The organism is Longitalea luteola (assembly GCF_017356035.1).
In the GTDB taxonomy this organism is placed as follows: domain Bacteria; phylum Bacteroidota; class Bacteroidia; order Chitinophagales; family Chitinophagaceae; genus Niastella; species Niastella luteola.
Window position 1 is genome coordinate 66,592 of sequence record NZ_JAFIQX010000010.1, and the last position, 22,469, is coordinate 89,060.

The 22,469-nt window shown below is 47.2% G+C and carries 15 protein-coding genes; 2 read left to right on the forward strand and 13 right to left on the reverse strand.

All coding sequences use genetic code 11. The features are described from left to right. Positions 1-11: 11 nt before the first annotated feature. On the forward strand, positions 12-1,484 hold the full coding sequence (gene accC, locus JUB15_RS21380) for an acetyl-CoA carboxylase biotin carboxylase subunit (protein ID WP_207514697.1): 1,473 nt from the start codon (positions 12-14) through the stop codon (positions 1,482-1,484). Between the two features lie 31 nt (positions 1,485-1,515). After that, entirely contained in the window at positions 1,516-3,060 is a 1,545-nt protein-coding gene (locus JUB15_RS21385; protein ID WP_207514698.1) for an acyl-CoA carboxylase subunit beta, read from the forward strand. Between the two features lie 61 nt (positions 3,061-3,121). Here the strand turns inward: JUB15_RS21385 and JUB15_RS21390 are convergent, their stop codons facing one another. The 13 genes from JUB15_RS21390 to JUB15_RS21450 all read right to left on the reverse strand — a co-directional run bounded on the left by JUB15_RS21390 (position 3,122) and on the right by JUB15_RS21450 (position 22,360). Continuing rightward, positions 3,122-3,985: an ester cyclase gene (locus JUB15_RS21390; protein WP_207514699.1), complete on the reverse strand. Its 864-nt coding sequence runs from the start codon at positions 3,983-3,985 to the stop codon at positions 3,122-3,124. 120 nt (positions 3,986-4,105) lie between these two features. Beyond that, positions 4,106-6,646 carry a ShlB/FhaC/HecB family hemolysin secretion/activation protein gene (locus tag JUB15_RS21395; protein ID WP_207514700.1) on the reverse strand — a complete coding sequence of 847 codons (2,541 nt, stop codon included), beginning with the start codon at positions 6,644-6,646 and terminating at the stop codon, positions 4,106-4,108. 154 nt (positions 6,647-6,800) lie between these two features. Continuing rightward, positions 6,801-7,742, reverse strand: coding sequence for an endonuclease/exonuclease/phosphatase family protein (locus JUB15_RS21400; protein WP_207514701.1), 942 nt, complete (start codon positions 7,740-7,742; stop codon positions 6,801-6,803). A 12-nt stretch (positions 7,743-7,754) separates the two neighbouring features. Further along, entirely contained in the window at positions 7,755-9,155 is a 1,401-nt protein-coding gene (locus JUB15_RS21405; RefSeq protein WP_207514702.1) for an FAD-dependent oxidoreductase, read from the reverse strand. Between the two features lie 102 nt (positions 9,156-9,257). After that, positions 9,258-10,592: an MFS transporter gene (locus JUB15_RS21410; protein ID WP_207514703.1), complete on the reverse strand. Its 1,335-nt coding sequence runs from the start codon at positions 10,590-10,592 to the stop codon at positions 9,258-9,260. An 18-nt stretch (positions 10,593-10,610) separates the two neighbouring features. Then, on the reverse strand, positions 10,611-11,690 hold the full coding sequence (locus tag JUB15_RS21415) for a metallophosphoesterase (RefSeq protein WP_207514704.1): 1,080 nt from the start codon (positions 11,688-11,690) through the stop codon (positions 10,611-10,613). Positions 11,691-11,768: 78 nt separating this feature from the next. After that, positions 11,769-13,430, reverse strand: a complete 1,662-nt coding sequence (locus JUB15_RS21420) for a RagB/SusD family nutrient uptake outer membrane protein (protein WP_207514705.1) — start codon at positions 13,428-13,430, stop codon at positions 11,769-11,771. A gap of 19 nt (positions 13,431-13,449) precedes the next feature. Further along, the gene (locus tag JUB15_RS21425) at positions 13,450-16,488 is read right to left on the reverse strand and encodes a SusC/RagA family TonB-linked outer membrane protein (protein ID WP_207514706.1); all 3,039 of its coding nucleotides are present in this window, start codon (positions 16,486-16,488) and stop codon (positions 13,450-13,452) included. A gap of 532 nt (positions 16,489-17,020) precedes the next feature. After that, complete coding sequence (locus tag JUB15_RS21430) at positions 17,021-18,181, reverse strand: hypothetical protein (protein WP_207514707.1); 1,161 nt, start codon at positions 18,179-18,181, stop codon at positions 17,021-17,023. Positions 18,182-18,223: 42 nt separating this feature from the next. Beyond that, complete coding sequence (locus JUB15_RS21435; RefSeq protein WP_207514708.1) at positions 18,224-18,544, reverse strand: hypothetical protein; 321 nt, start codon at positions 18,542-18,544, stop codon at positions 18,224-18,226. A gap of 334 nt (positions 18,545-18,878) precedes the next feature. After that, on the reverse strand, positions 18,879-19,376 hold the full coding sequence (locus JUB15_RS21440; protein WP_207514709.1) for an SRPBCC family protein: 498 nt from the start codon (positions 19,374-19,376) through the stop codon (positions 18,879-18,881). Next, a complete protein-coding gene (locus tag JUB15_RS21445; RefSeq protein ID WP_205511610.1) occupies positions 19,373-19,693 on the reverse strand; it encodes an ArsR/SmtB family transcription factor in 321 nt (106 codons plus the stop codon). The genes JUB15_RS21440 and JUB15_RS21445 overlap by 4 nt, the downstream gene beginning before the upstream one ends. Before the next feature lie 282 nt (positions 19,694-19,975). After that, positions 19,976-22,360: an ABC transporter permease gene (locus tag JUB15_RS21450; RefSeq protein WP_207514710.1), complete on the reverse strand. Its 2,385-nt coding sequence runs from the start codon at positions 22,358-22,360 to the stop codon at positions 19,976-19,978. Positions 22,361-22,469: the final 109 nt, after the last annotated feature.

Here is a 22,469-nt window from a genome sequence, read left to right on the forward strand (position 1 = left end):
AACCTCTAACGATGCAAAAAATACTTGTTGCCAACCGCGGCGAAATTGCCCTTCGGATCATGCGAACGATACACCGGATGGGTATTCAATCAGTGGCCGTTTATTCAGAGGCCGACCGGCACGCTCCCCATGTTTTATATGCCCATGAAGCCGTTTGCCTCGGGCCTGCGCCTTCCAGCCAGTCGTACCTGAACGGGGATGCGATCATCGCCTTTGCCAAACAGCTCGGTGTTGATGGCATTCATCCTGGCTATGGATTCCTGAGTGAAAACGCAGCTTTTGCCAAAAAAGTAGAAGAAGCCGGCATTACGTTTATCGGCCCCGGCCCTGAAGCCATGCGTATCATGGGTTCGAAACTGGCAGCCAAAGAATGCGTAAAACAATATAATATACCTATGGTGCCGGGTATCGACAAGGCGGTTGACGATCTTAATGTCGCGAAAAAAGTGGCTGCTCAGATCGGGTATCCGATCCTGATCAAAGCTTCGGCAGGAGGTGGCGGCAAGGGCATGCGCATAGCTGCGAAAGAAGGTGAACTGGAAGAACAAATGGAAAGGGCTACGAGCGAAGCCTTGTCGTCATTCGGCGATGGTTCGGTGTTCATTGAAAAATATGTAGCTTCTCCCCGGCATATTGAGATCCAGGTATTGGCCGATAATTACGGCAATACGGTGCATTTGTTTGAGCGCGAATGCAGCATCCAACGCCGGCATCAAAAGATAGTTGAAGAATCGCCTTCTTCTGTTCTTACCCCCGAGATCCGGCAGAAGATGGGAGAAGCAGCTGTACTTGTTGCCAGGTCCTGTAATTACAGAAGTACCGGCACCGTCGAGTTTCTGCTCGATGAACAGTTGAACTTTTATTTCCTCGAAATGAATACCCGTCTGCAGGTGGAGCATCCGGTCACTGAAATGATCACGGGCATCGACCTGGTAGAAGAACAAATAAATATTGCCCGGGGCGAAAAGCTGCGGTTCAAACAGTCAGCTATTCCCATGAACGGGCATGCGCTGGAATTACGGGTGTATGCAGAAGACCCGCTGAACGATTTCCTGCCGTCAACCGGCACACTTACCAGCTACAAAACGCCTGAGCAGGAAGGCGTGCGGGTTGATGATGGCTACACAGAAGGGATGGCCATTCCGGTATATTACGATCCCATGATCGCGAAACTGATCACGCATGGCCGTAACCGCACGGAAGCCATTCAAAAGATGAAGGCCGCCATTGCTGAATACAAGATAGAAGGAGTACAAACCACATTACCCTTCGGAAACTTTGTATTTGATCACGAAGCATTTTTAACCGGCCGCTTCAATACGCAGTTCGTTCAAAAATATTACACACCCGAGAAGCTGTTATCGCAACAAAAAAGCAAAGCAGAACTGGCAGCCCTCGTGGCCCTGCGTTACTGGCTGGAAAAACAAAAAGAGGTACACGCGGTTGAATCGAAACCCACCAACTGGACCAGCCGGCTACGGTAATGCTAACAGATAACTAGTAAAAGATCGCTGCATGAAAAAAACAAAATCGGAAATACTACAGCAAAAGATAGAAGAAGGAAAACTTGGTGGAGGTGTGCACAGAAATGAAGCGCAGCATAAGAAAGGAAAACTCACTGCCCGGGAACGCATCACCCTGTTAATGGATCCCGGTTCATTTGAAGAGATCGGGGCGCTGGTCTTACATCGCACGAAAGATTTTGGCATGGATAACCAGCAATATTATGGTGATGGCGTAATAACCGGCTACGGCACTATCAATGGGCGGCTCGCTTATGTTTTTGCCCAGGACTTCACGGTATTCGGCGGTGCTTTATCAGAAACACATGCTGAAAAGATCTGTAAAGTGATGGACCTGGCGATGAAAACAGGCGCACCCATGATCGGCTTGAATGACTCAGGCGGCGCCCGCATTCAGGAAGGCGTTCGGTCATTAGGCGGTTACGCCGATATATTTTACCGCAATGTACTGGCATCCGGCGTAATACCGCAGATATCAGCCATTATGGGTCCCTGTGCGGGTGGCGCGGTATATTCTCCTGCCATGACCGATTTTACGTTGATGGTCGAGAACACCAGTTATATGTTCGTAACGGGGCCCAACGTAGTTAAAACGGTTACGAATGAAGAGGTAAGTCCGGAAGAACTGGGCGGTGCTTCAGCCCACTCCACCAAATCGGGTGTTACCCATCTCACGGCAGCGAATGATATGGAGTGTATTGCCGAAGTAAAGAAGCTGTTAAGTTATATCCCGCAAAACTGCGAAGACACTACACCTAAAGTGCCTTACACATTGGGCGATGAGACCAGGCCTGTGCTGGAAACCATTGTGCCGGAAAGCGCCAACCAGCCATACGATATGCGGGCTGTGATCGAAGGCATTTGTGATGAAGCCTCTTTCTTTGAGATCCACAGCGATTATGCTACCAACATTGTGATCGGTTTTGCGCGGCTGGCGGGCAGGAGCATAGGGATTGTGGCCAATCAGCCAATGAGCCTGGCCGGCGTGCTTGATATTGACAGTTCAAAAAAGGCGGCGCGGTTCACCCGCTTTTGCGATTGCTTTAATATTCCTTTGCTGGTGCTGGTTGATGTACCGGGCTTTTTACCAGGAACCGACCAGGAATGGCATGGCATTATTACCAATGGGGCCAAGTTGTTGTATGCGTTCAGCGAAGCGACGGTGCCACGGGTTACCGTGATCACGCGAAAAGCGTATGGCGGCGCTTATGATGTAATGAATTCGAAACATATTGGGGCCGACATGAATTATGCCTGGCCTACGGCCGAAATTGCAGTCATGGGCGCCAAGGGCGCCAGTGAGATCATTTTCAAAAAAGAGATCTCAGAAGCGGCAGACCCGGCCAGGAAGCTGGCCGAAAAAGAAGCCGAGTATGCCGAGAAATTTGCAACGCCCTACCTGGCAGCCGAACGTGGTTTTGTTGATGAAGTGATAGAACCCAGATACACCCGCGCCAAACTCATTAAAGCATTTGCCATGCTGGAAAACAAGGTAGCTGCGCTGCCGAAGAAGAAGCATGGGAATATACCGTTGTGAGAAGCTAAAAAGCTACCCTTCGGCGGGGTAGCTTTCACTTAATAATCAATGCTGCGTGTATTTATTCAAACACCTGTGTGTATACGCCGCGGTCGGCAGTAATTCCAAGTTTTTTAAACATAGCGGGCGCATCAAAACCTTCCTTTTTATAAGCAGCCTGTACCGCTTCTTTGGCATGATTCAATGCTTCCTGGCTTTGCCACAAAGCCACTGTAATGCAGATCAAATTGCCATCGCCATCTTTGTATTCATACACGGCATCTTCAATAAAGCCTGGCAACTGTTTGATCATGTCCCTGTTTATTTTTACCCGTTGCCGGAAGGCCTGAATAGCAGCGGCAGGCACAAAGAACCTGTCGATAAAATTAACCTGCCCATTATGCGCTTTTTTGCTAAACAGCACATTCACGTCTTGCGGTAACACATCCAGGGCCTGCAGAAAACCCAGGCGATCGGTAAGCACCTGTGCGCTGATCACTTTGCCATTTTTCAAGGTCAATATGCCTGTTCCTTCGTTGGTTATCGTTTTTCCGGTTGCAGGTAAACTCAACCAGGATGCGGTTTGGGTTCCATCCCATTTCCAGCGAATAACCACTTTATCGCCTTCGGCAATCAATTCCACTATATTCCATTGAATATCGGGAAATGCCTTGATCAGTGGCAACAAGGGCATTACAAAACCTTCAGCCCCATTTTTACCCTGCAATCCGGTAAACTCATCTGCCACCAGGTCTTTCAGCAGATCCAGGTTCCGCTTATTCAAACCCTGCTCAAATATCCTTTGTACAACTTCTTTGTTGTGTTGTGTCGTATTCATAAATAACTCCTTGCTTTTATTGTTTTTTACATGTTGCGGCTGGGCGTTGATAATATCAGGAAGTATCAGCATGATTAACAGATACATTCCGGCTGTCGATAGTTTCATGGTGATTTGTTTCACACAAAACTATCAACACCGGCAACCGCAGAATTGTAAAAAATCATTGATTTTTTAAGCTGGAGATGAATAAGCACAACGCTTATTACACGGAGGACAGTAAAAAGATCAGAAATTCCGGCCATCAGACAGTATCCTGTTCAACCGGAATTGAATCAGCCTGATCTCTTTCGTAATACCGTAAGAAACCGAAATATTGTATTTATTGAACGGAACGAAGATGATGCCAGGGCCATAAGAGATATGCCATTTATTCGACGGTTCACCCGGCATCCACACGCGGCCGTGATCAAAAAAGGCAAACAGACCGATCTTGCCTGTCACCAGGTACGTACGAAAATTGGTGATGAATCGCAGTTCATTGCTGTTATACACGGCGGTCTGACCCCAGAATCGTTCGCGGCGATAACCCCGGATGGTACGGGGCCCACCTATGATCGCATGTTGGTATGCCTGCCCGGTTCCCAGCACATTGTCGTTTACTACGGTCTCTCCGCCGAACCTGATGGCCATGGAAACCTTCTTTAACAATGGCACATACACCTGGGCGTTGGCATTGTACCGCTGGAAGAATTCGTTTTGCTGAAAATTCTTGGAATAGTAAGCATTTGCCAAAAAGGTAAATCCTGCAACCGGCGCTACCGAATCTTTTAGATGAACAAACGAATACGTCAATTGCAAACCTGCGTAGGGGTGCGTTTCAAACACTTCGTTGTTGTGTAAAAATGATTTCGCGAAGAACCGGTCGCTATCCTTAATACTTCTTATCTGCTGAAAATAAGCAGTACCTCCTATTGTACTTTTCCCGAAAGCGCGGCGCAAGCCAGCACCTGCATACCACTCTTCACTTCGCATGCGGTAATAATTAATATCCGTAGTAATCAAACCCGTTTCATTACCGGTGCCATAATAATTTGTCCAGCGGATCATATCATATTCACCCCGCCAGAAAAAATCCCACTTGCCAATTGCATTGGGATGCAAACCTTCTCCGAAAAGACTGAACGCATTCTGGGAGATTGAATAATGAGCACCGAATTCGTAAGCGGCGGCAAACGGCTCGCGGCGCCATTTATGGTTTGTAAGCCGGTAACGCAACCCTGTATAAAGTCTGTCTTCATTGTTATAGAAAACAAGTGGCAGGAAGCCTTTTTTATCATACCTGAACCATTCGTAATCCCAACGATGAATGGAGGTATCGGCCGACAGGTGCATTTTAGCCGACCTGGTTTGAAAAACATTTTTGTAATTATCGTAAATATGCACCTTCTGCTTTGCCTGAACGATCGAGTCTTTACCGGGACCGCCGATGATGCGAATGGTGATATCGTCTACCTCGTTGTTAACCACATACACATCTTCGCCCCTGATGCCAAACAACCTGATCTCTTTTGTTTCATCGGGGTTAAACCGCCTTTGATAATAGGGCCTGGCAGCTTTTTCGCCTTTGGCATCTACCCGGTATACCGACACCACCGTTTCTTTATTGTCACCGCCTACCTCAAAAAATTCCCGTTGCCTGGTGCCTGTAATTTCCACTTCTTTGGCTATGGTAAGATAATGCTGCTTTGCAAAGGCGGGCAATTGATTGCGTCTTGCTTTTATTTTATCGATCATTTCTTTGCCTTTGACCGCATACACTTCCGCCGGCATTTGCGCTACCGATTGCACGATCACGGCATCTGAAAGCGCTTCCTTCAACGCTTCTGCTGCCTTCAACCAATCGTCGAGCGTGAGTTCGTTGGTAAGATAGCGATCCATAAAACGGGCAGCATGGCCAATCTTTGAAATATTCTTAACTACAGAATCATAATGCTGCATATAAAACAACCCTGCGGCTTTTATCGCCAGGTTAATGAGGATACCGTCATGGTAATTGAAGGACTGATCGCGGTCTTTGGGCACCGGTTTGAATTGTGTTCCGCCGTCTACAGCCGCTTCGCCCCAACTCCAGTTGCCTTCATGCCGGTCCCAGTCACCGATCAGCATATCGAACAATCTTGCTTTTGCAAATGCATGCTGATCTACTGAATAGGTACCATTCAACTGCAGCTTGGCCAACATCTCTTCCGTTTCATTGAAGGTGCGGAAATTGCCAAGATTATCTGCTTCACGCCAATCGCCTTCGGGCTTTTCTTCCAACAAATACAAACCATTAGCGTATTTCTTATTAAATGTATCCAATGCCTTTTGTTGCGGCACATATACCAGTTTAGGCCAGGTATGATAAATGCCGGCGCGTTCCATCATATACGGCACTGCAAACGCCCCATAAGGATGCGACATGGAAATACCATCGTTGATGATATCTTCTGCAAACGTTCCTTTTAAATTATCGGGAAGTACTTCCTCTCTTGATTTATTAATGGAGCGAAGTGCGTATTCATTGCCATCCTTTGAACGCAGCTTAAGCGATCTTGATTCATGACCGCCACCTGCTTCATAAGCGATCAAACCGCCAAAAGCGGTGTCAAGTTTAAGTATGGGAACACGAACGGGAGTAGTCCATTCAACGCGATGATTGCGGCCCCAGAGCTTTTGATAAGAAAGTGGCCGCTTATATTCCGGTCCGGCTGCAATTCTTTTGAAAGCAGTGGTATCAGCTCTTTGTGATTGAGCTTTTACGTTCAGGGATATTATTAACAGCATCCCCAGGTATATGTATGACCAGGCATTGCAGCGCATATATATACCCCTAATATAAAATTGTGCCACGGGGCATACCAAAGCGTTGCAGCTTTATAATGCATTCTTTGCCAACAAGTCTGAGATGTGTGCCACAGCTTTGGTGTGGCACACCTGATTACAATATGGCTATTTCAGCCGACACAAAAAAGTGATCACTGGGGAAAATGCCTTTAGGTTTGTCTTTTATAATGCCCGCTGCCAATGGCTTGCAATTGCCTTTGCAAAAAATGAAATCGATCTTTCCTTTACCATTCAGTTTAGGGCTGTCGATGGGTTCAAATCCATGTGCGGTAACACCGGGGTCTGTTTCACCATGCAGGGTGGCATAGCTATCGACAAAGCCGGCGGCTTTTACACTATCTAACACGTTGCTGGTGGCTCTTGCATTGAAATCACCGGTAAGTATCTGCGGAAAGCCTGGCTGGTACTGACTGCTTTCTGCTGCCATCATTTTTGCCTGCTGCACTTTGGCTTCGTGCGATTTATGATCGAGGTGCAGGTTCACTACCCTGAACTCTTTTCCGGTTTTTATTTCCCGCAACCGAACCCAGTTCACATGCCGCGCCCTGGCTGTATTCCAGGAACCGCTGCCGGCTACCAATGGCGTTTCTGATAACCAATAGGTGCCGCCGGCCAACAACTCATAGCGTTGTTTCAACCACATGATGGGATTCTTGGCAATCCCGTGGTAACCTGTGGGGTGCGCATCCATTTCGGGTCCGTCAAAACCAAAGAGGGCATATTTCGGCATTTGCTGTTGCAGGTAAGCCGCCTGTTCCTTCAATACTTCCTGCAAACCGATGATATCAGGCTGCTGATTCCTGATCACCTGTAAACATACTTCCCTGCGTGTATTCCAGCCTAACCCTTTTGCCTCATCTTCGGGTAGGGCTACGCGTATATTGCAGGTAAGCACTTTATGACTGCTGCTTTTTTTTACTTCATCATCGGTTGCGGCCATTCCGGTCGCAGGAAGAAAGGGAGCCAGCGCAATGGCGCCGAGCCCCTTTATAACATGCCTGCGAGAAGCCACCTGTTGTGGGTTCGTGTTTTCCATAAAGGGTATAATCTATTTAACAGCTGCTTTTTGATTAATACGCAGGTATGCGCCTTTACTGATCAATTCCTGTTGTAGTTGCTGTACATCTACGGCTGCCGGTTGTACGTTTCTTCGTACTGCCTGTTTGGCCGCGCGGCCGGCCGCTTCGCCCATAGCCATACAGGGCGCCATTACCCGGATGGCCGACATGGCTTCATGCGTGGTGGAAATGCAACGTCCGGCCACTAACAGGTTCTTCACTTTCTGCGGCACCAGGGAGCGATACGGAATATCATAACAATCGCCGCACCATTCCAAGGTACAACCGCCGCCCTGCGGGTGGTGAATATCCAGCGGATAACTGGCCACGGCAATAGCATCTTCAAAATGGCGGCAGCTCATAATATCTTCGCGGGTCATAGTGTACTGGCCAATGATGCGCCTTGTTTCCCTGATACCAAGGAAGGGGGCCGTTTTCAGGAAATAGGCATTTTCAAATCCGGGCACGTATTCTATCAGGTACCGCTGAATATCGTAGATCTGTTTACGCCCTTCTATTTCACCGTGAGTCAAACTTTCCGGATCGGTTCCATTCACGCCGTTTACGCGCGTCATATTCACCCACACTTCGCCCTTACGTAAACCGGTGATGAGGATGGTTCGCTCGGTGGTTAATGTTAGTCCGTCCTCCTGTGCTTTTTTCACCAGGTTACGCATGCCCACCAGCACAAACTGGTTATTCTGGCCAAAATATTCTGCAGGAATAAAATCAGTTAAATAGGTCCTTGGCTCCTGTGCCACGCTGAGCCGCAGTTTTTCGGTGTCTACACCGCCCAAACAGAACATGAGCGTAGGCGGTTGCACACCGCCATGTTCATTGCCGTATTCGCAAGGCACGCCACTGCGATAAGCCACATCGGCATCGCCACTGCAATCGATGACCACTTTTGCCATAATGGCTTCCCGTCCGGCCTTACTTTCTACAATAACACCTTTCAGTTCATCGCCTTCCATTACCACACCGGCACAAAACGTATAGAACAATACTTCTACATTGCTTTCTCTTAACATTTCAAGCGCTACTGTTTTTACACTTTCCGGTTCTACCAGCGTTAAGCTCATGTGCAGGGGACAAGGCCGGTGCTCACTGGCGGCCTGCCGGGCAGCCAGGCGGTCAATCAGTTTTTGGGGCAGGCCTTTGATGATCTGGTTGCCTTTCTGGCCCAGGAAACCGAGGATCGGTAATCCGATGGTCATATTTCCACCCACGAAGCTGCGGCTTTCGATCAGGAGCACCCGAAGGCCGTCTTCTGCTGCTGCCATGGCGGCTGTAATGCCCGAGGGGCCACCGCCTACTACCAGCACATCTACCTGGGTACGAATGGGTATTGTTTTCGCAGGTTCCTGAATGGTTCCTAAATTATTCTTCATACAATATCTGTTTTATGCTGTTAACTGTTTTGTCGTGAATCGTCAATCGTCAATGGAGAGTTGCTCGCGAAATTTCAAACGTAATTTCCGATCTTGCGCCACCTAGAACTGATTGCCTTCTGCTTTTTGCCTTATGCCCCGTTGCGTTGCTGCCTCGCTGCTTTCTTGCCTGTTTGCCTCTTTGTCTTTTTGCCTGTTGCCTTCCCTGCGCACCATTGTCCACAATAATAAGGCAGCCAGTGGATGCAGCACCGACATCAGCATAAAGATGTTACCCGCTCCCAGCTCGCCAATTACCTGGCCAACATAATAATTGAATAACACGGCGCCCAATGCGCCAAATCCGCCGGCAATGCCCAGCACGCTGGCTACATTATGCATTGGGAATGCTTCCGCCACCACCACACTCAGCGATACCAGCCAGCTTAAAGCCATAACTGCAATACAACTAAAAACGATCAAAGTGCTCACCGCACCGGGCAGGTAATTGATCAATGCACACAAGGGCGCCATGGCTACTGTTGCCGTTAACATGATCTTACGCGCCCGCAAAGGCTGTTTACCCTTGCGCACCATTTTATCGCTCCAGGCGCTGGTAGCAATACTGCCTACGTCTGCAATTAAAAAAGGGATCCAGCCGAACAGGCCTATTTGCGCCAGTGTAAGACCTGATCCTTCCTGTAAATAACCCGGCAGCCAGAACAAACAGAAATACCAAACCGGATCGCTTATAAACCGTATCAATAATATACCCCATAAACTTCTGGTGGTCCACAGTTGCCGCCAGGTGAAACGTTCGCCTGCATCCCTTGCTTCTGACTGCATCACTTCTTTTGTGACCTCCACCGGTGGTTTACGGTAAATTATTTTCCATAACAGGGCAATGAGTAATCCCACACTGCCACAAATGATAAAGGCAGTCTGCCAGTTAAACTGCAATGTTAACCAGGCAATCAGCGGCGGCGCTATGATGGCGCCAATGGAACTGCCCGCCACACATAAACTGTTGGCGGTAGCCCGCAGCCTGCCTGAGAACCATACGGTCACTGTTTTCAACTGCGCCGGAAAATTGGCTGGTTCCGCCATACCCAGTAAACCACGAAAAAAACCAAACTGTGCCACCGTTCTGCTGAAGCCGCCACCAATACAGGCAACAGACCACAGGATGATGCTGTACAGCATGATCTTACCCGCGCCAAATTTATCAACCAGCCAGCCCGATACGGGATACATGATGGCATAACAGATGGTAAAGATGTTTACAATAAATGCATAGCCCCCGTCATCGAGCGTAAATTCTTCTTTAAGTAATGGTTTTAGTATTGACACCATTTGCCGGTCGACATAATTAAACACGATCGTTAGAAAGATGATGCCTACTATAAACCAGCGTCGATTATCTTCAAACCAATTTTTTTTCTTTTCTGTGGCAAGCATTTCATTCGCTTTTAGCAATCAATTCAGTTCAAAAGAAAATTCATCAAACGATTCCCTGCGCCAGGCCAGTTGTCTGGTACTGGGCGAAATCGCAAAAAAAGGAGAAAAGGTCTTTACATGCACTGTTTTGCCATTCGGCAAAAACTCCAGCAAACGCAGCCAGCCATCACCGCCATTGCCGTAATGACCACCGCCCATTGCCTGCGCATTGAAGGTCATTTGTTGTACCATTTTACCGGCATCATTTTTATCGGTGCGAAACCCTACATGTTTGCGGGCATCGTCTTTAGCGCCGATATGACCCGAGATCACCAGCTGGATATTGCCGGCAGGCTTTACTAACTTTTCCCAAATTGCCACTCCATAATTCGCATCCTTCAGGTCGTATTTGGCGGTTTTTGTTTGTTCGTTCCTGTAGTTCAGGTAAGCATGGGTCAGCAGCACTACTGTGTGATTACGATATTTGGGCTGGGTCACTACTTTTTTTGCCCATTGTAATATGGTATCGCGGGGCGCAAATTCAATGGTCATAAACAGAAAGGGCCTGCCCTGGGGAGATGTCCATTCCAGGCAGGAGTTCTCGAGGCTGGGAATATTATCGGGATTATTGGTATACTCCCGCAGCAATTGTTTGTTCAGCGGGTTCTTGTCAGGGGGAAAGAACCTGGGATAGTTGGTGTGTTTGGGTTCATGCGTGTAGCTGAAGATATTGTAATCATGGTTTCCGGCAGCAGCTACATAGGGGATCTTTCCATCGAGCTTACCAAAGGCAGCAGCAATGGTTGCCCATTGCTGCAAACCGGTTTGGTCCATTTTTATTCCATCTGGTTTCTCAATATTATTATGCTCCACCAGGTCGCCTGTGCACAACACCATTTTTATATGTAGCCGTTCGCGGTTCTCATCGATCCAGTTCATCATAATGTCGAGCAGCGGCTGATTGCGCTTATATTTTACATAATTCTGCGGATCGGGCAATACCACTATTGACCAGGAAGCGGAATCGCTAAGGACCGGCTGCGTACTGTCCTGATGCTGTGCCGGGGCTGTCAGAACGGTTAGCTGCAACAATAACCAAAGGGCGAATATCTTCATCATATTCAATCATTATTTGTATTCACTATCACATTATCAAATTATCACATTAGCATATTAGCACATTACCTCATTGTGCCTTTACCAGTTATCGTTTTGACTTATTAATCCTTTAGTGGTTTGTACTTCGATATTTGGAATTGGCCACAGGTAATCGCGGTTTGGATTGAACACCATATTTTCAATCACCCGCATTACGCTGGCGTTTGACACATTGCTATAATCGGGACTGCTATTCTCATCCAGTGTTGGCGCCGATGTGAGCCAGGTGGTGCGGCTGCGGCCATAACGCGGACCTTTCATCACTTTCTCCGCGATTTTCCAGCGGCGGATATCGAACAGGCGGTGTCCTTCATTGGCGAGCTCTACTTTACGTTCTCTACGTACCAGCGAACGCATGTATGCCTGTGTTTGTCCGCGGGGCACAGTTGGCATGCCCGCTCTGAGGCGGATCGAATCCAACGCTTTATATACCGATTCATCGATCTGGTTGGCTTCAATCTTTGCTTCGGCATAGGTCAGCAACAGCTCGGCATAGCGAAAGAGAACGATATCGCCTTCGCAGTTCTCATCATCGGTTCTGTCTTTGATATCTGTCCATTTACGCCACATATAACCGGTAAAGGTGGCGTACACATTGGTGGCATCGGTATTAGGCACGCGTGCTGCGGGTGACACATTATAATTCCACACCCGCAAACTATCGGGATGCGTTTCAAACTGAAAGCCATAATACACACTGCCCGGCAACGCTATACTCATGGCCAGCCGCGGGTCGCGGTTGGCAAATGGTTTCGCTGGATTGTACAAAGGCGATTTGTCGATAGTAAGTCCATCGGTGCATTCGTACGAATCAACCATCTGCTGCGTGGGCACTTCGTTGGCCACACCGCCTGCGAGACGTGACGACAGAAAATTGCTATTGGAATGGGTGATAATCCCTTTCATGTATTGCAGGGAAAAAATATGCTCTTTGCTGGTTTCACCGGTATAATTGAACAGGTTACCGTAGTTATCGTATAAGCCGTATTTGCCAATGGCCCTGGCTGCATTGGCCGCATCGGCCGCTACCTGCCATTGCCCGTTAAACAGCGCTACCCTGGCTTTCAGGGCATAGGCAGCCACGCGGGTTGCCCTTCCCGTTTTACCAACGTTTGCCGCCGGCAGATCGGGTGCTGCTTCATCCATTTCTTTAAGAATGAAATTCACCACTTCGCTTTTGGGCGTTCTTTCCATGCGGGCTTCCTCCAACGTAATGCTGCTTGTTACCAGCGGCACAGCGCCAAACAATTCCGTGAGCAGAAAATAATTGAAGGACCTTACCCAGCGGGCTTCGGCAATTACCTGTTTTTTATAGGCCTCGCTGAGATCGGCAGCCCTGTCGATATTGTCTAACAAAAAATTGGCGCGGCCAATGGACTTATAACACTGGGTCCAGGCAACTTCTGCGGAAGAATTGGTACTGATAGCTGTTCCATTACCCAGTTCCTGTACGGCATGCGCGCTCCGGTTCCAGCTGATATCGGACGTATTATCGAGCATTACCGGCCAGGGCCGGGTACTTTTCAGTTCCCAGTTCAGGGATTTATAACAACCCTGTATTCCCATTTCCACTTCTGTTTCATTCTTGTAAAATGTTTCCGAAGAGGGACTATCCAACGGCAGCTTGTCAAGCGATTTATTACAGGCAGCCATTCCTGCTGCAATACCGGCGATCAATATGATGATTGACGTACGTTTCATGATTTGTAAATGAGGTTGTTTAGAATTTAATGTCCAGACCAACGGTGTACACTTTCACCTGCGGATAAGCATTACCAGTACCTACAGCCGTTTCCACATCGTACCCTTTCCAGAATTTGTCACGGGTGAGCAGGTTCTGTCCGCCAACATACACTTTCACGTTATTCACGCCCCACTTGCTGATAAGCGATATCGGCAATGAATAGGCTAATTGAATATTCTTCAGGCGCAGGTAAGCCGCATTTTTCATCCAGAAGCTGGAAGGCTGATAGTTGTTGCCGCCATCATTATACGTTAACCGGGGGAACTGGGCATTGGGATTCTCTTCGGTCCAGTAATCCTTATGTGTTTCATGGGCGGTACCGCCGCTATAAAAGGGTTGAATGGCATAGGAATACAAATAGCCATTGGCTTTTCCTACGCCCTGCAAAAAGGCATTAAAACTAAATCCTTTGTACGCTGCATTCAGGTTCAAACCATAGGTAAAGCGGGGAATGGTGCTGCCGATTATTTTATAATCTTCATCATTGATGATATTATCCTTATTCTGGTTTACATATTTGATATCACCGGGCGCCAGCACACCTACCTGGGCGGCATGGTTATCGATCTCATCCTGTGACTGGAAATAACCATCTGCTTCCAGCCCATAGATGGAGTTGATGGAATGTCCTTCGCGGCTTTGCAATAAACTGGATGCGCTGATGCCTTTCAGATCGAGCACTTTGTTCTTTACATCAGAAATGTTGAAGTTGACGCCATAGGTGAAGTCTTTACCGGCGCGGCCATTGTAGTTGATGCCTAATTCCCAACCTACGTTGCTCACTTTACCGGCATTTTGCACCGGTGCGTTCAAACCAATGTATAAGGGAATATCGAGGGTAAGCAAAATATCGTCGGTGATCTTCCGGTACCAGTCGGCAGTGATAGAAAGATTTTTCAACAGCACTACATCCACACCCACATTCGTCATCGTGGTAGTTTCCCAGGTGATCGCAGCATTGCTCATATCATTCAATGCACCCAGAGAAACAACCTGTCCGTTCTGTGCATAAGAGCCTAACGCAATGCTGGAAACAAAACCATAGTTGGTGCCTATGTTCTGGTTACCTAAGGTTCCCCACGAAGCGCGGAATTTCAGGTCGGTCAACACGCCGCGCAGGTTCTCCATAAAGTGCTCTTCACTGATACGCCAGCCGGCAGAGAAAGAAGGGAAGAAACCGTATTTATTTCCTTTGGAAAAACGGGATGAGCCATCGTACCGGGCATTGGCTTCCAACAGGTATTTTCCTTTGAAGTTATAGTTAAGGCGGCTGAAAAAGCTTTGCAGACTCCACTCGGTGGCCGAGCCTGTTGTTTGCTGGTTGCTTTTATCACCGGCATTGATAACGGTATAATCGGGGAACAGATAGTTATCACGAAAGGCGGTAAAATCGGTATAATAATAAGTTTCTTTCGATGCACCCACCATCCATTTTATGCTGTGCTCACCGAAATCTTTGTCGGCGGTAACGTTGGCGCGGTAATTACCATAATATGAGCGGGCGTTGGAATTGGTTTTCTCACTTTTTGCCGGTTGGGTGAAAGCCACTGATCCGGCGCCGGTATAGGTAGTAACAGCTTTTACAAAATTATCGTCGTAGGCATTTACAAAGCGGGGCGCAGCCACGAGGTCGGCTGTTAACCAGTGAACAGGCTTGTAGGTGAACTGCAGGTTGCCCTGCATGCTCAAGGTGTTATTCTTCTGGAATCCGCCGTCTTCGACCATTGCAATGGGGTTGTTCCCGTTCCAGCCCTCACCCCATTTGCCATTCGTTAACCGGCCCAGCTGGGTAGCGGGAATACGGTTCATTTGCGAGAATACGTTGGTCATGCCGCGGCCGGGCTCTACTGTATTGCGGTTAATGAGCTGCAGGTCGAGCTTCATGCTTACCTTATCATTGAATTTGACATCGGCATTGTTACGCAGCGTATATCGTTCGTAAGAGGATGTTTTTATAATACCATCCTGTTTCAGGTAACCCAGTGACGTAAGAAAACGCAGCTTGCCCGATGAACCGCTAATGCCTACGGAATGATTTTGCATCATGCCCGAACCTTTCAATACTTCTTCCTGCCAGTCGGTATTGGGATATTCATCGGGGTTGTTATACATTTCCTGGCTATACTTTTCAATTTGAGCATCGGTAAATACAGGTGTGAGGCCGGTATTTTTATACGCCAGGTTCAAGAGGCGCATATGATCGAGCGCATCTACCTTATCGGGAAGGTTGGTGGGTGTTTGTTTGCCCATGTAACCATTGTAGGTGATGGTAAGTTTTTCGCCTTTCGCCCTTTTTGTCGTTACCAGGATGACGCCATTGGCGGCCCGTGACCCGTAAATAGCCGATGAAGCAGCATCTTTCAATACAGAGATGCTTTCGATCATGTTGGGGTCAAGTTCATTCATATTACCTTCGATCCCATCGATCAACACAAGGGCGTTGGCATTATTTAAGGTACCGATACCACGAATGCGAATGGTACCTGCATCACTGCCCGGCGCCCCGGTGGACGTTGTTACAGTAACACCAGGCGCTACGCCCTGTAATGCAGCTGACAGTTGCGTTACAGGCCTGTCGGCCAGGCGGGCCGAACTTATATTTTCAACGGAACCGGTAAGGTTTACTTTTTTCTGTGTGCCATAACCAATAACCACTACATCGTTCAGGGTGTTACTGGAGGATTGCAAACGGATGGAAAGGTTTTTCGTGGCGCCTTTTACGGCAATTTCGCGGGTTACATAGCCTACAGAGGAAAAGACCAGGGTGGCGTTTCCCTCGGGCACTTCAATGCTGAAGCTGCCGTCGGCGCTGGTGGCTACACCCGAACGTGCGCCTTTGATCATAACGTTAACGCCCGGTAGCGGAGCGTCTTTGTCGTCTAATACCTGCCCTTCGACCTTTGCAGGGGCATTGTTTTGTGCGAATGCGCCTGCGGGTAAACCGGACAGGAACAATGTGTGGATCACCAAAGTGGTGGATAGCAATAACTGCCTGATTAAAGAACTTGATCTCATATAGCAAGGTTAGAAAGTGAGAAAATCTGTGAACAATCGTTTAGCTGTGCCCGGTGTTTGCTGTCTTACTTTTTTCTTCATAACAATACATTTAGTTTCGGCAAAGGAATTAAATGTATTTTAAGAAAATTAAAGTACAATGTTAAGTAAATAATATCAAATTAAAACGCAAATGTTAACATTTTTATCTTGCTAAAAACTAACAGTTTAAGTTCTTATCTTTGTTTCCCGTCCTATTCTGCGCTGCATTTGATGGTTTAAATGTAGGGCAAAACGAGTAGCAAAAGGCATTAAAATTATATTAAACGGCGAGTTGCTTGAAAGGAAATTAAAGCAAATTAAACATCATTTAAAAGCCACAGGGCAGAAGGAAAAAAGGCACAAGACCTTAATTGTCAAACCCCAAGTGCCATTTAGGACCTTGTACCTGGAACGTTTTACCTTGCACCTTGCGCTTTGTACTTTGCGCCTTAAAACAAAAAAGGCTGGCTTTTACACCAACCTTTGCTCCTGATATGTCTGTTTGTCTTTATTAATATAATAGTTTCGCAGCACCTGCCAGCGCCCTGAAGTTTGCTCTTACATTCAGAAAACCTAATAAATTCCCGTTCCCGGGATCGTATCTTATTTCCACCGGCACCCAGATATCATTCAGGATCCTGACCCTGATGGTTCCGTTCAGGAAGAACCGGTCACGCTCTTCACCGGCATATAACGTACTGAAGTTACGATAGTAAGCGGTACTGAACTTCAACTCCAGGTAACTTCTCTGGGTCGTTTTGGTTTTAAATACCAGGTTGAACGCCGGTTCTACACTGAACAAAGCCCGTTTGAGGTCGCGGCCGGCATTAAGAGTATCATCTACCAGTTGCAGGGCCGCCCTTGCATTAAACTCCAGGTCGTTCTTATTGCCTGCATATTTATTAACGCCTTTCAGGAACTCGGCATGGAGCACAACGTTGGAAAAAACAAACTGGTCTTTATACGTTGTATCTGTCACTCCGATCGTCAACAAGGCATTTTTGTTGAAGTTGGCTTTCAGGTCCTGGTAAACACTGTCGGCAGTTCTGGCCATGTTGAACGCTTTATTCTTTGCCAGGATGTCGGCCAGGTTCTTAATGCTTTCAGTTCTTTTAACTACAGCCAGTATGGTATCCTGCAGTTGCTGGCTGATCAGGCCAAAATCTTTTTTACCGGTCGCAAAATCATCGTATTCCTGGGCAATCTTTTCCTGCGTTTCAGCAGGTGTTATGGCCGAGATGCTTGCCCCGATCACGGTATTGAGCGCTAATAATTCCTTCGCCAATGTATCGGCCAGCACCATATCGAGGAAAGCCCGGGAAACGGTTTCATCGCGTTTATTGATCAGGGCATATTTGATGCCTGATGAAAATCCGTTGAACCTGTAAGCCGTATCGAGCCGCAGCGCGAAGGAATAGTTGAGCCTTCTGAGCGCTTTGGACTCAACATATTTCTTATCGATCAAAAAGGTAGAGTCAAGCTTTGCCATTACAGCGAAGGGTGTACCAGTGAATCTGATCTCTTTATCAGGACTGGCCAGCTGGTCAAATGCCAGCTGAAAGAAGCTGTTGAGCACGTCTTTGTAATTACCGGTTGCCAAAGAGTCGGCTGTTAATACAGGATTCGGTTTCTTTTGCGCCACCGCGGTAAGAGATAAGCAAAAAAATATCATCAGGACAAGCCCTGAAAATTTACCAGTCATATTAACTGAATATTATTTAATTAAAAAATTGGCCATCATCAGCCCTGCCTTGAATGTTTTAGGGGACACGGGTGTAGTTGGCTCGCTAACGGTAACCTCTGCTTTGCCGGTACAAACCCCGTTCACGGAAATAACATCGCTGGTTTGTACTTCTGAAAAACTGACGCTGCCGGTGTTGCTGATGCTTTGCATATTGATCAATACGCCTTTTCTGAAAAGGACTGCGGTGGCCTGGCCTATGCCGCCGATGAAGGTAAAAGTAACATCTACCGGTTTGGAATGGGGCGCTTCTTCTGCCACCAGGGATTTTGATGAGAAATCTTGAATGGTCATGGAATTAGTTTTGGTATTTGTAGAAGGTAATGATCTGGCCCTGGATGCAGGTTTCTTTTTTGCACTTTTAGGCATGGGATGGTGTTTAATTGATCTAAAACTACAAAAGAGAACTCTTGTATGATCGGGTTAAATCACCTTTTTGTTCAATTTTTGTTCACAACGCTAACGCGTACTTTAAGCGACAAACTAATAAAGAACGGTTCGCATTGGTTCCCAATAGTATACTGGCTTAACAAATAGATAATAATAAAAAGCAAAGGGCTGAACGGGGGTTATTGTGTGAACAACCGGCCGTTCAGCCCTTCTACAGCGTGGGTGTAACTTATAAATGTTATTGTTTTGCCAGCAATTCGTCGAGATTGGTATGGGCAGCGGCAAAACCTTCTTTGAAGCCCATTTCTACAATTCGCTCCAGGTCGGCCTCTGAAGCAAAGATGATCTCCATTTCAATCCTGGTCGTGTCGCCAACAGCATTGAATACACAGGTCCAGTCCATACTCGGCATTTCGGTGTTCAACACGCCGTTCTCGTCGGTAAAACCATCAACGCCCCTGAATGACTTATTTGGAACGATGGTTTTGTAGTTCAGGATACAGTGGTGGCGGCTGCCGTCGGGACCTTCCATATAATACAACCATTTGCCTCCCTCCCGAAAATCCATGGATTTGGTGTTTGCCTTCCAGGGTTTGGGCGCCCACCATTGGTCTAACAGATCACTTTGTGTCCAGGCTTTCCAAACCTGTTCTACCGGTGCATCAAAAACCCTTTCTACTTTGAGCTTCTTGCCGGAAGCGTCTTTCGAATAGATCGTTTCTTTTGTCAACATCATGACTTCTTGTTTTTAATGGTTTTTAATAGTGTGTCTAATTGCGTAAACCGGGTATCCCATTGCGCCCGGAATTGTTGTAGCCATTTGTCCACTTCTTTTAATTTTTTAGAGTTAAAATGATAGTAGATCTCCCGTCCTGTTTGTTCCTGGGTAACCAATTGGCATTCGGTCAGGATCTTGATATGTTTTGAGATGGCCTGACGGCTGCTGTCAAAATGATCGGCCAGTGCATTTGGGGTCATGGCTTGTACGGCCAGCAGGCTAAGGATTGCCCGCCGGGTAGGATCTGCAATAGCCTGAAATACGTCGCGTCTCATGGGACTAAATGGTCCTTTTAGCAACCATTCGGTTGCAAATATACGCGCAACTGTTCGGTTGCGCAAATTTATTTTTGGGAATGCCCAACGCCTAACGCGGTTGAAAAGTAAATAACCTGAAAATTCGAGTTGACTAGCTGATAGGATTCATAGTTAGCAGGGTTATACGAAGGAGTTGACGGGTTGGGAGGTTGGCAGCGGGAGGCAAGTGCACAACAAGGATGTCTGTGGTTTGAGAACTGCCTGTCGCCTATTGTCGATTGCCGACTGTCGATTGTCGATCTACTCCGCCCGTAAACTCTTAACCGGATTGGCCAATGCTGCTTTTACAGCCTGTACACTCAAGGTGGCAAAGGCGATCAAGATCGAAACAATGCCTGCCAACGCAAAGATCCACCAATGCAGCTGGATGCGATAGGCAAAATCTTCAAGCCATTTGTTCATTAGCATCCAGGACAACGGCACGGCCACCAGCATGGCAATAACCACCACTTTCAACAGGTTTTCTGTTAAGAGGAAAACAGTACTGCCGGTACTTGCGCCAAGCACTTTACGAATGCCGATTTCCTTTACCCGTTTGCCAACGGTAAAAGTGATCAACCCAAACAAGCCTAAACAGGCAATGACAATAGTAAGCATGGTAAATGCCAGCAACACCTGTCCCTGCTTTTCTTCTGCTTTGTATTGGGCTGAAAAGTTCTGATCCAGGAAATGGTATTCAAAAGGAGACGTTGCATCAAATTTTCTGAACGTTTGCTCAAGAGATCGAACGGCCTCCGCCATGTTATCGGCCTCCAGTCTTACATAGATATTGTCGCGGTCCGATGCCCGCATGGGAAGCTCCATGATCATCGGTTCTATTTTATGTTGCAGGGAATAAATATGGTAATCCTTTACTACGCCGATGATATTGGCAAATTTGATCCTGCCGGTTGCATCTGGCCCCCGGGAAATTCTTTTACCCAAACCTGACGTCCAGCCCTGCTTTTTAATAAAAGCCTCATTAACGATAACATCGTTGCTGTCTGATGCAAGATGCCTGACGAAATTCCGCCCTTCTTTTAATTTGATCTGCATGGCCGGAATAAAATCAGCATCTATGATGAGCCCATAAGCCAGTTTGTTATGCTGGTCAAGCACACCATCTTTTTCTATGAAATAACCCGACATACCGATATTATTATTTCCGATCGGGTTGCCCGCAGAAGCGACCGCTTTTACTGCCGGGCTTTGCAACAATGCCATACGAAGCGGTTCTACCTGTTGCCGCACCTTTTTTGAATCAAGGTGAAAAGTGAGCATTTGCTTTTTATTAAATCCAAGATCCGTATGCTGCATGTACTTCAGCTGCAAATAAATGACCAGTGAAGTGGTTATCATAACAACGGTTACAGCAAACTGAAAGGTCACGAGCGATTTGCGAAAGACCGCCTGCATTTTTACATCGCCCAACTGATTTTTCAGGGCCGGAATAGTTCTAAACCTGGATAGGAAAAAGGCGGGATAGCAACCGCCAATGAGGCCGGTAACCAGCGAAAAACCCAGTATACACAGCAGCGTGCGCGGGATACCGAATTCCCAAACGGACATTTCTTTGCCGGTAACATAGTTGAACAGCGGCATTAATAGAATGACCAGCATCAGACTGATACAGGCGGCACAAAGTATCGTAATAACAGATTCTGTCAGAAAAAGACCTACCAGGTTGGTGCCGCTGGAGCCTACTATTTTTCTTACGGCCACCTCCCGTAGCCGGTTGGAAGCGCGGGCAGTGGTAATATTGATATAATTGATAAAAGCAATAATGAGTATGAGCAGCCCCACGATAGAAATCACATAGATGTATTTGATGTCGTTATTTTCGCTTAACTCATATTGCAGGTGTGAATGTAAATGTATAGCGCGTAAAGGCTGAAGCTCTAAGGTAAGATGTACGTTTTTCGAATTGCTGGTAAGGTATTTTTTTACAAAAGCGGGCAGCTTGTCACGCAGCCGGTTAATGTCTGCATGCTGTTTCAACAGGATATAAGTGTATGTATTCAGCACGCTCCAGTCGCCTTTGTAATCGGCCGGGTAGGCCCGGATGGCGCTGCAGGAAAAGTGCGTATTGGCGGGAATATCAGCAATAACACCTGTAACCGTCGCGGGCTGTTTATCGATAGTTATCGTTTTGTTTATGGCCGAAAGCGGATCGGGGAAAAGTTTGGCGGCAAGCGTTTGGGTAAGTACTATACTGTTAGGCCTTTTCAATGCGTCGTTGTTGCCTGCCAGGAAATGATAAGTAAACATGGTAAAGAAAGAAGGGTCTGAATAAAAGATGCCGCCTTCTTTAATTCTTTTATCCTCATATTCAATAATGCCACCGCCCTCTACATCGATCCGCAGGGCATCTTCCACTTCGGGAAAATCATTTTTAAGCGCCTGCGCTGCCAGCCCTGATGTTCCGGCAATATCAAATTTCTCGGTATCCCATTGCCCATGTGAAACCAGCCGGTAAATGCGGCCGGCATTTTCATGATACCTGTCGTAGCTAAGCTCATGCCCTATGAAAAGCGCGATCAGCCAAACGACCGTAAGGCTCAAAGCCAGTCCGGTAATATTAATTAAGGAAAAGACTTTGTGTCTCGATATGTTTCGCCAGGCGGTTTTGAAATAGTTTCTAAGCATATATATTGCTTTTTAAAATACTTCCATTTCCTGTCTCCACTTATATCACAAGACGCACAGCTGGAATGTACCAAACCCGGCCAACGTACATGCCAATTTTAAAATGATC

What these genes read in the sequence shown, in the direction of transcription:
- accC (WP_207514697.1), top strand. Translation starts at nt 12, where the DNA reads ATGCAAAAAATACTTGTTGCCAACCGCGGCGAAATTGCCCTTCGGATC.
- JUB15_RS21385 (WP_207514698.1), top strand. Translation starts at nt 1,516, where the DNA reads ATGAAAAAAACAAAATCGGAAATACTACAGCAAAAGATAGAAGAAGGA.
- JUB15_RS21390 (WP_207514699.1), bottom strand. Translation starts at nt 3,985, where the DNA reads ATGAAACTATCGACAGCCGGAATGTATCTGTTAATCATGCTGATACTT.
- JUB15_RS21395 (WP_207514700.1), bottom strand. Translation starts at nt 6,646, where the DNA reads ATGCTGTTAATAATATCCCTGAACGTAAAAGCTCAATCACAAAGAGCT.
- JUB15_RS21400 (WP_207514701.1), bottom strand. Translation starts at nt 7,742, where the DNA reads ATGGAAAACACGAACCCACAACAGGTGGCTTCTCGCAGGCATGTTATA.
- JUB15_RS21405 (WP_207514702.1), bottom strand. Translation starts at nt 9,155, where the DNA reads ATGAAGAATAATTTAGGAACCATTCAGGAACCTGCGAAAACAATACCC.
- JUB15_RS21410 (WP_207514703.1), bottom strand. Translation starts at nt 10,592, where the DNA reads ATGCTTGCCACAGAAAAGAAAAAAAATTGGTTTGAAGATAATCGACGC.
- JUB15_RS21415 (WP_207514704.1), bottom strand. Translation starts at nt 11,690, where the DNA reads ATGATGAAGATATTCGCCCTTTGGTTATTGTTGCAGCTAACCGTTCTG.
- JUB15_RS21420 (WP_207514705.1), bottom strand. Translation starts at nt 13,430, where the DNA reads ATGAAACGTACGTCAATCATCATATTGATCGCCGGTATTGCAGCAGGA.
- JUB15_RS21425 (WP_207514706.1), bottom strand. Translation starts at nt 16,488, where the DNA reads ATGAGATCAAGTTCTTTAATCAGGCAGTTATTGCTATCCACCACTTTG.
- JUB15_RS21430 (WP_207514707.1), bottom strand. Translation starts at nt 18,181, where the DNA reads ATGATATTTTTTTGCTTATCTCTTACCGCGGTGGCGCAAAAGAAACCG.
- JUB15_RS21435 (WP_207514708.1), bottom strand. Translation starts at nt 18,544, where the DNA reads ATGACCATTCAAGATTTCTCATCAAAATCCCTGGTGGCAGAAGAAGCG.
- JUB15_RS21440 (WP_207514709.1), bottom strand. Translation starts at nt 19,376, where the DNA reads ATGATGTTGACAAAAGAAACGATCTATTCGAAAGACGCTTCCGGCAAG.
- JUB15_RS21445 (WP_205511610.1), bottom strand. Translation starts at nt 19,693, where the DNA reads ATGAGACGCGACGTATTTCAGGCTATTGCAGATCCTACCCGGCGGGCA.
- JUB15_RS21450 (WP_207514710.1), bottom strand. Translation starts at nt 22,360, where the DNA reads ATGCTTAGAAACTATTTCAAAACCGCCTGGCGAAACATATCGAGACAC.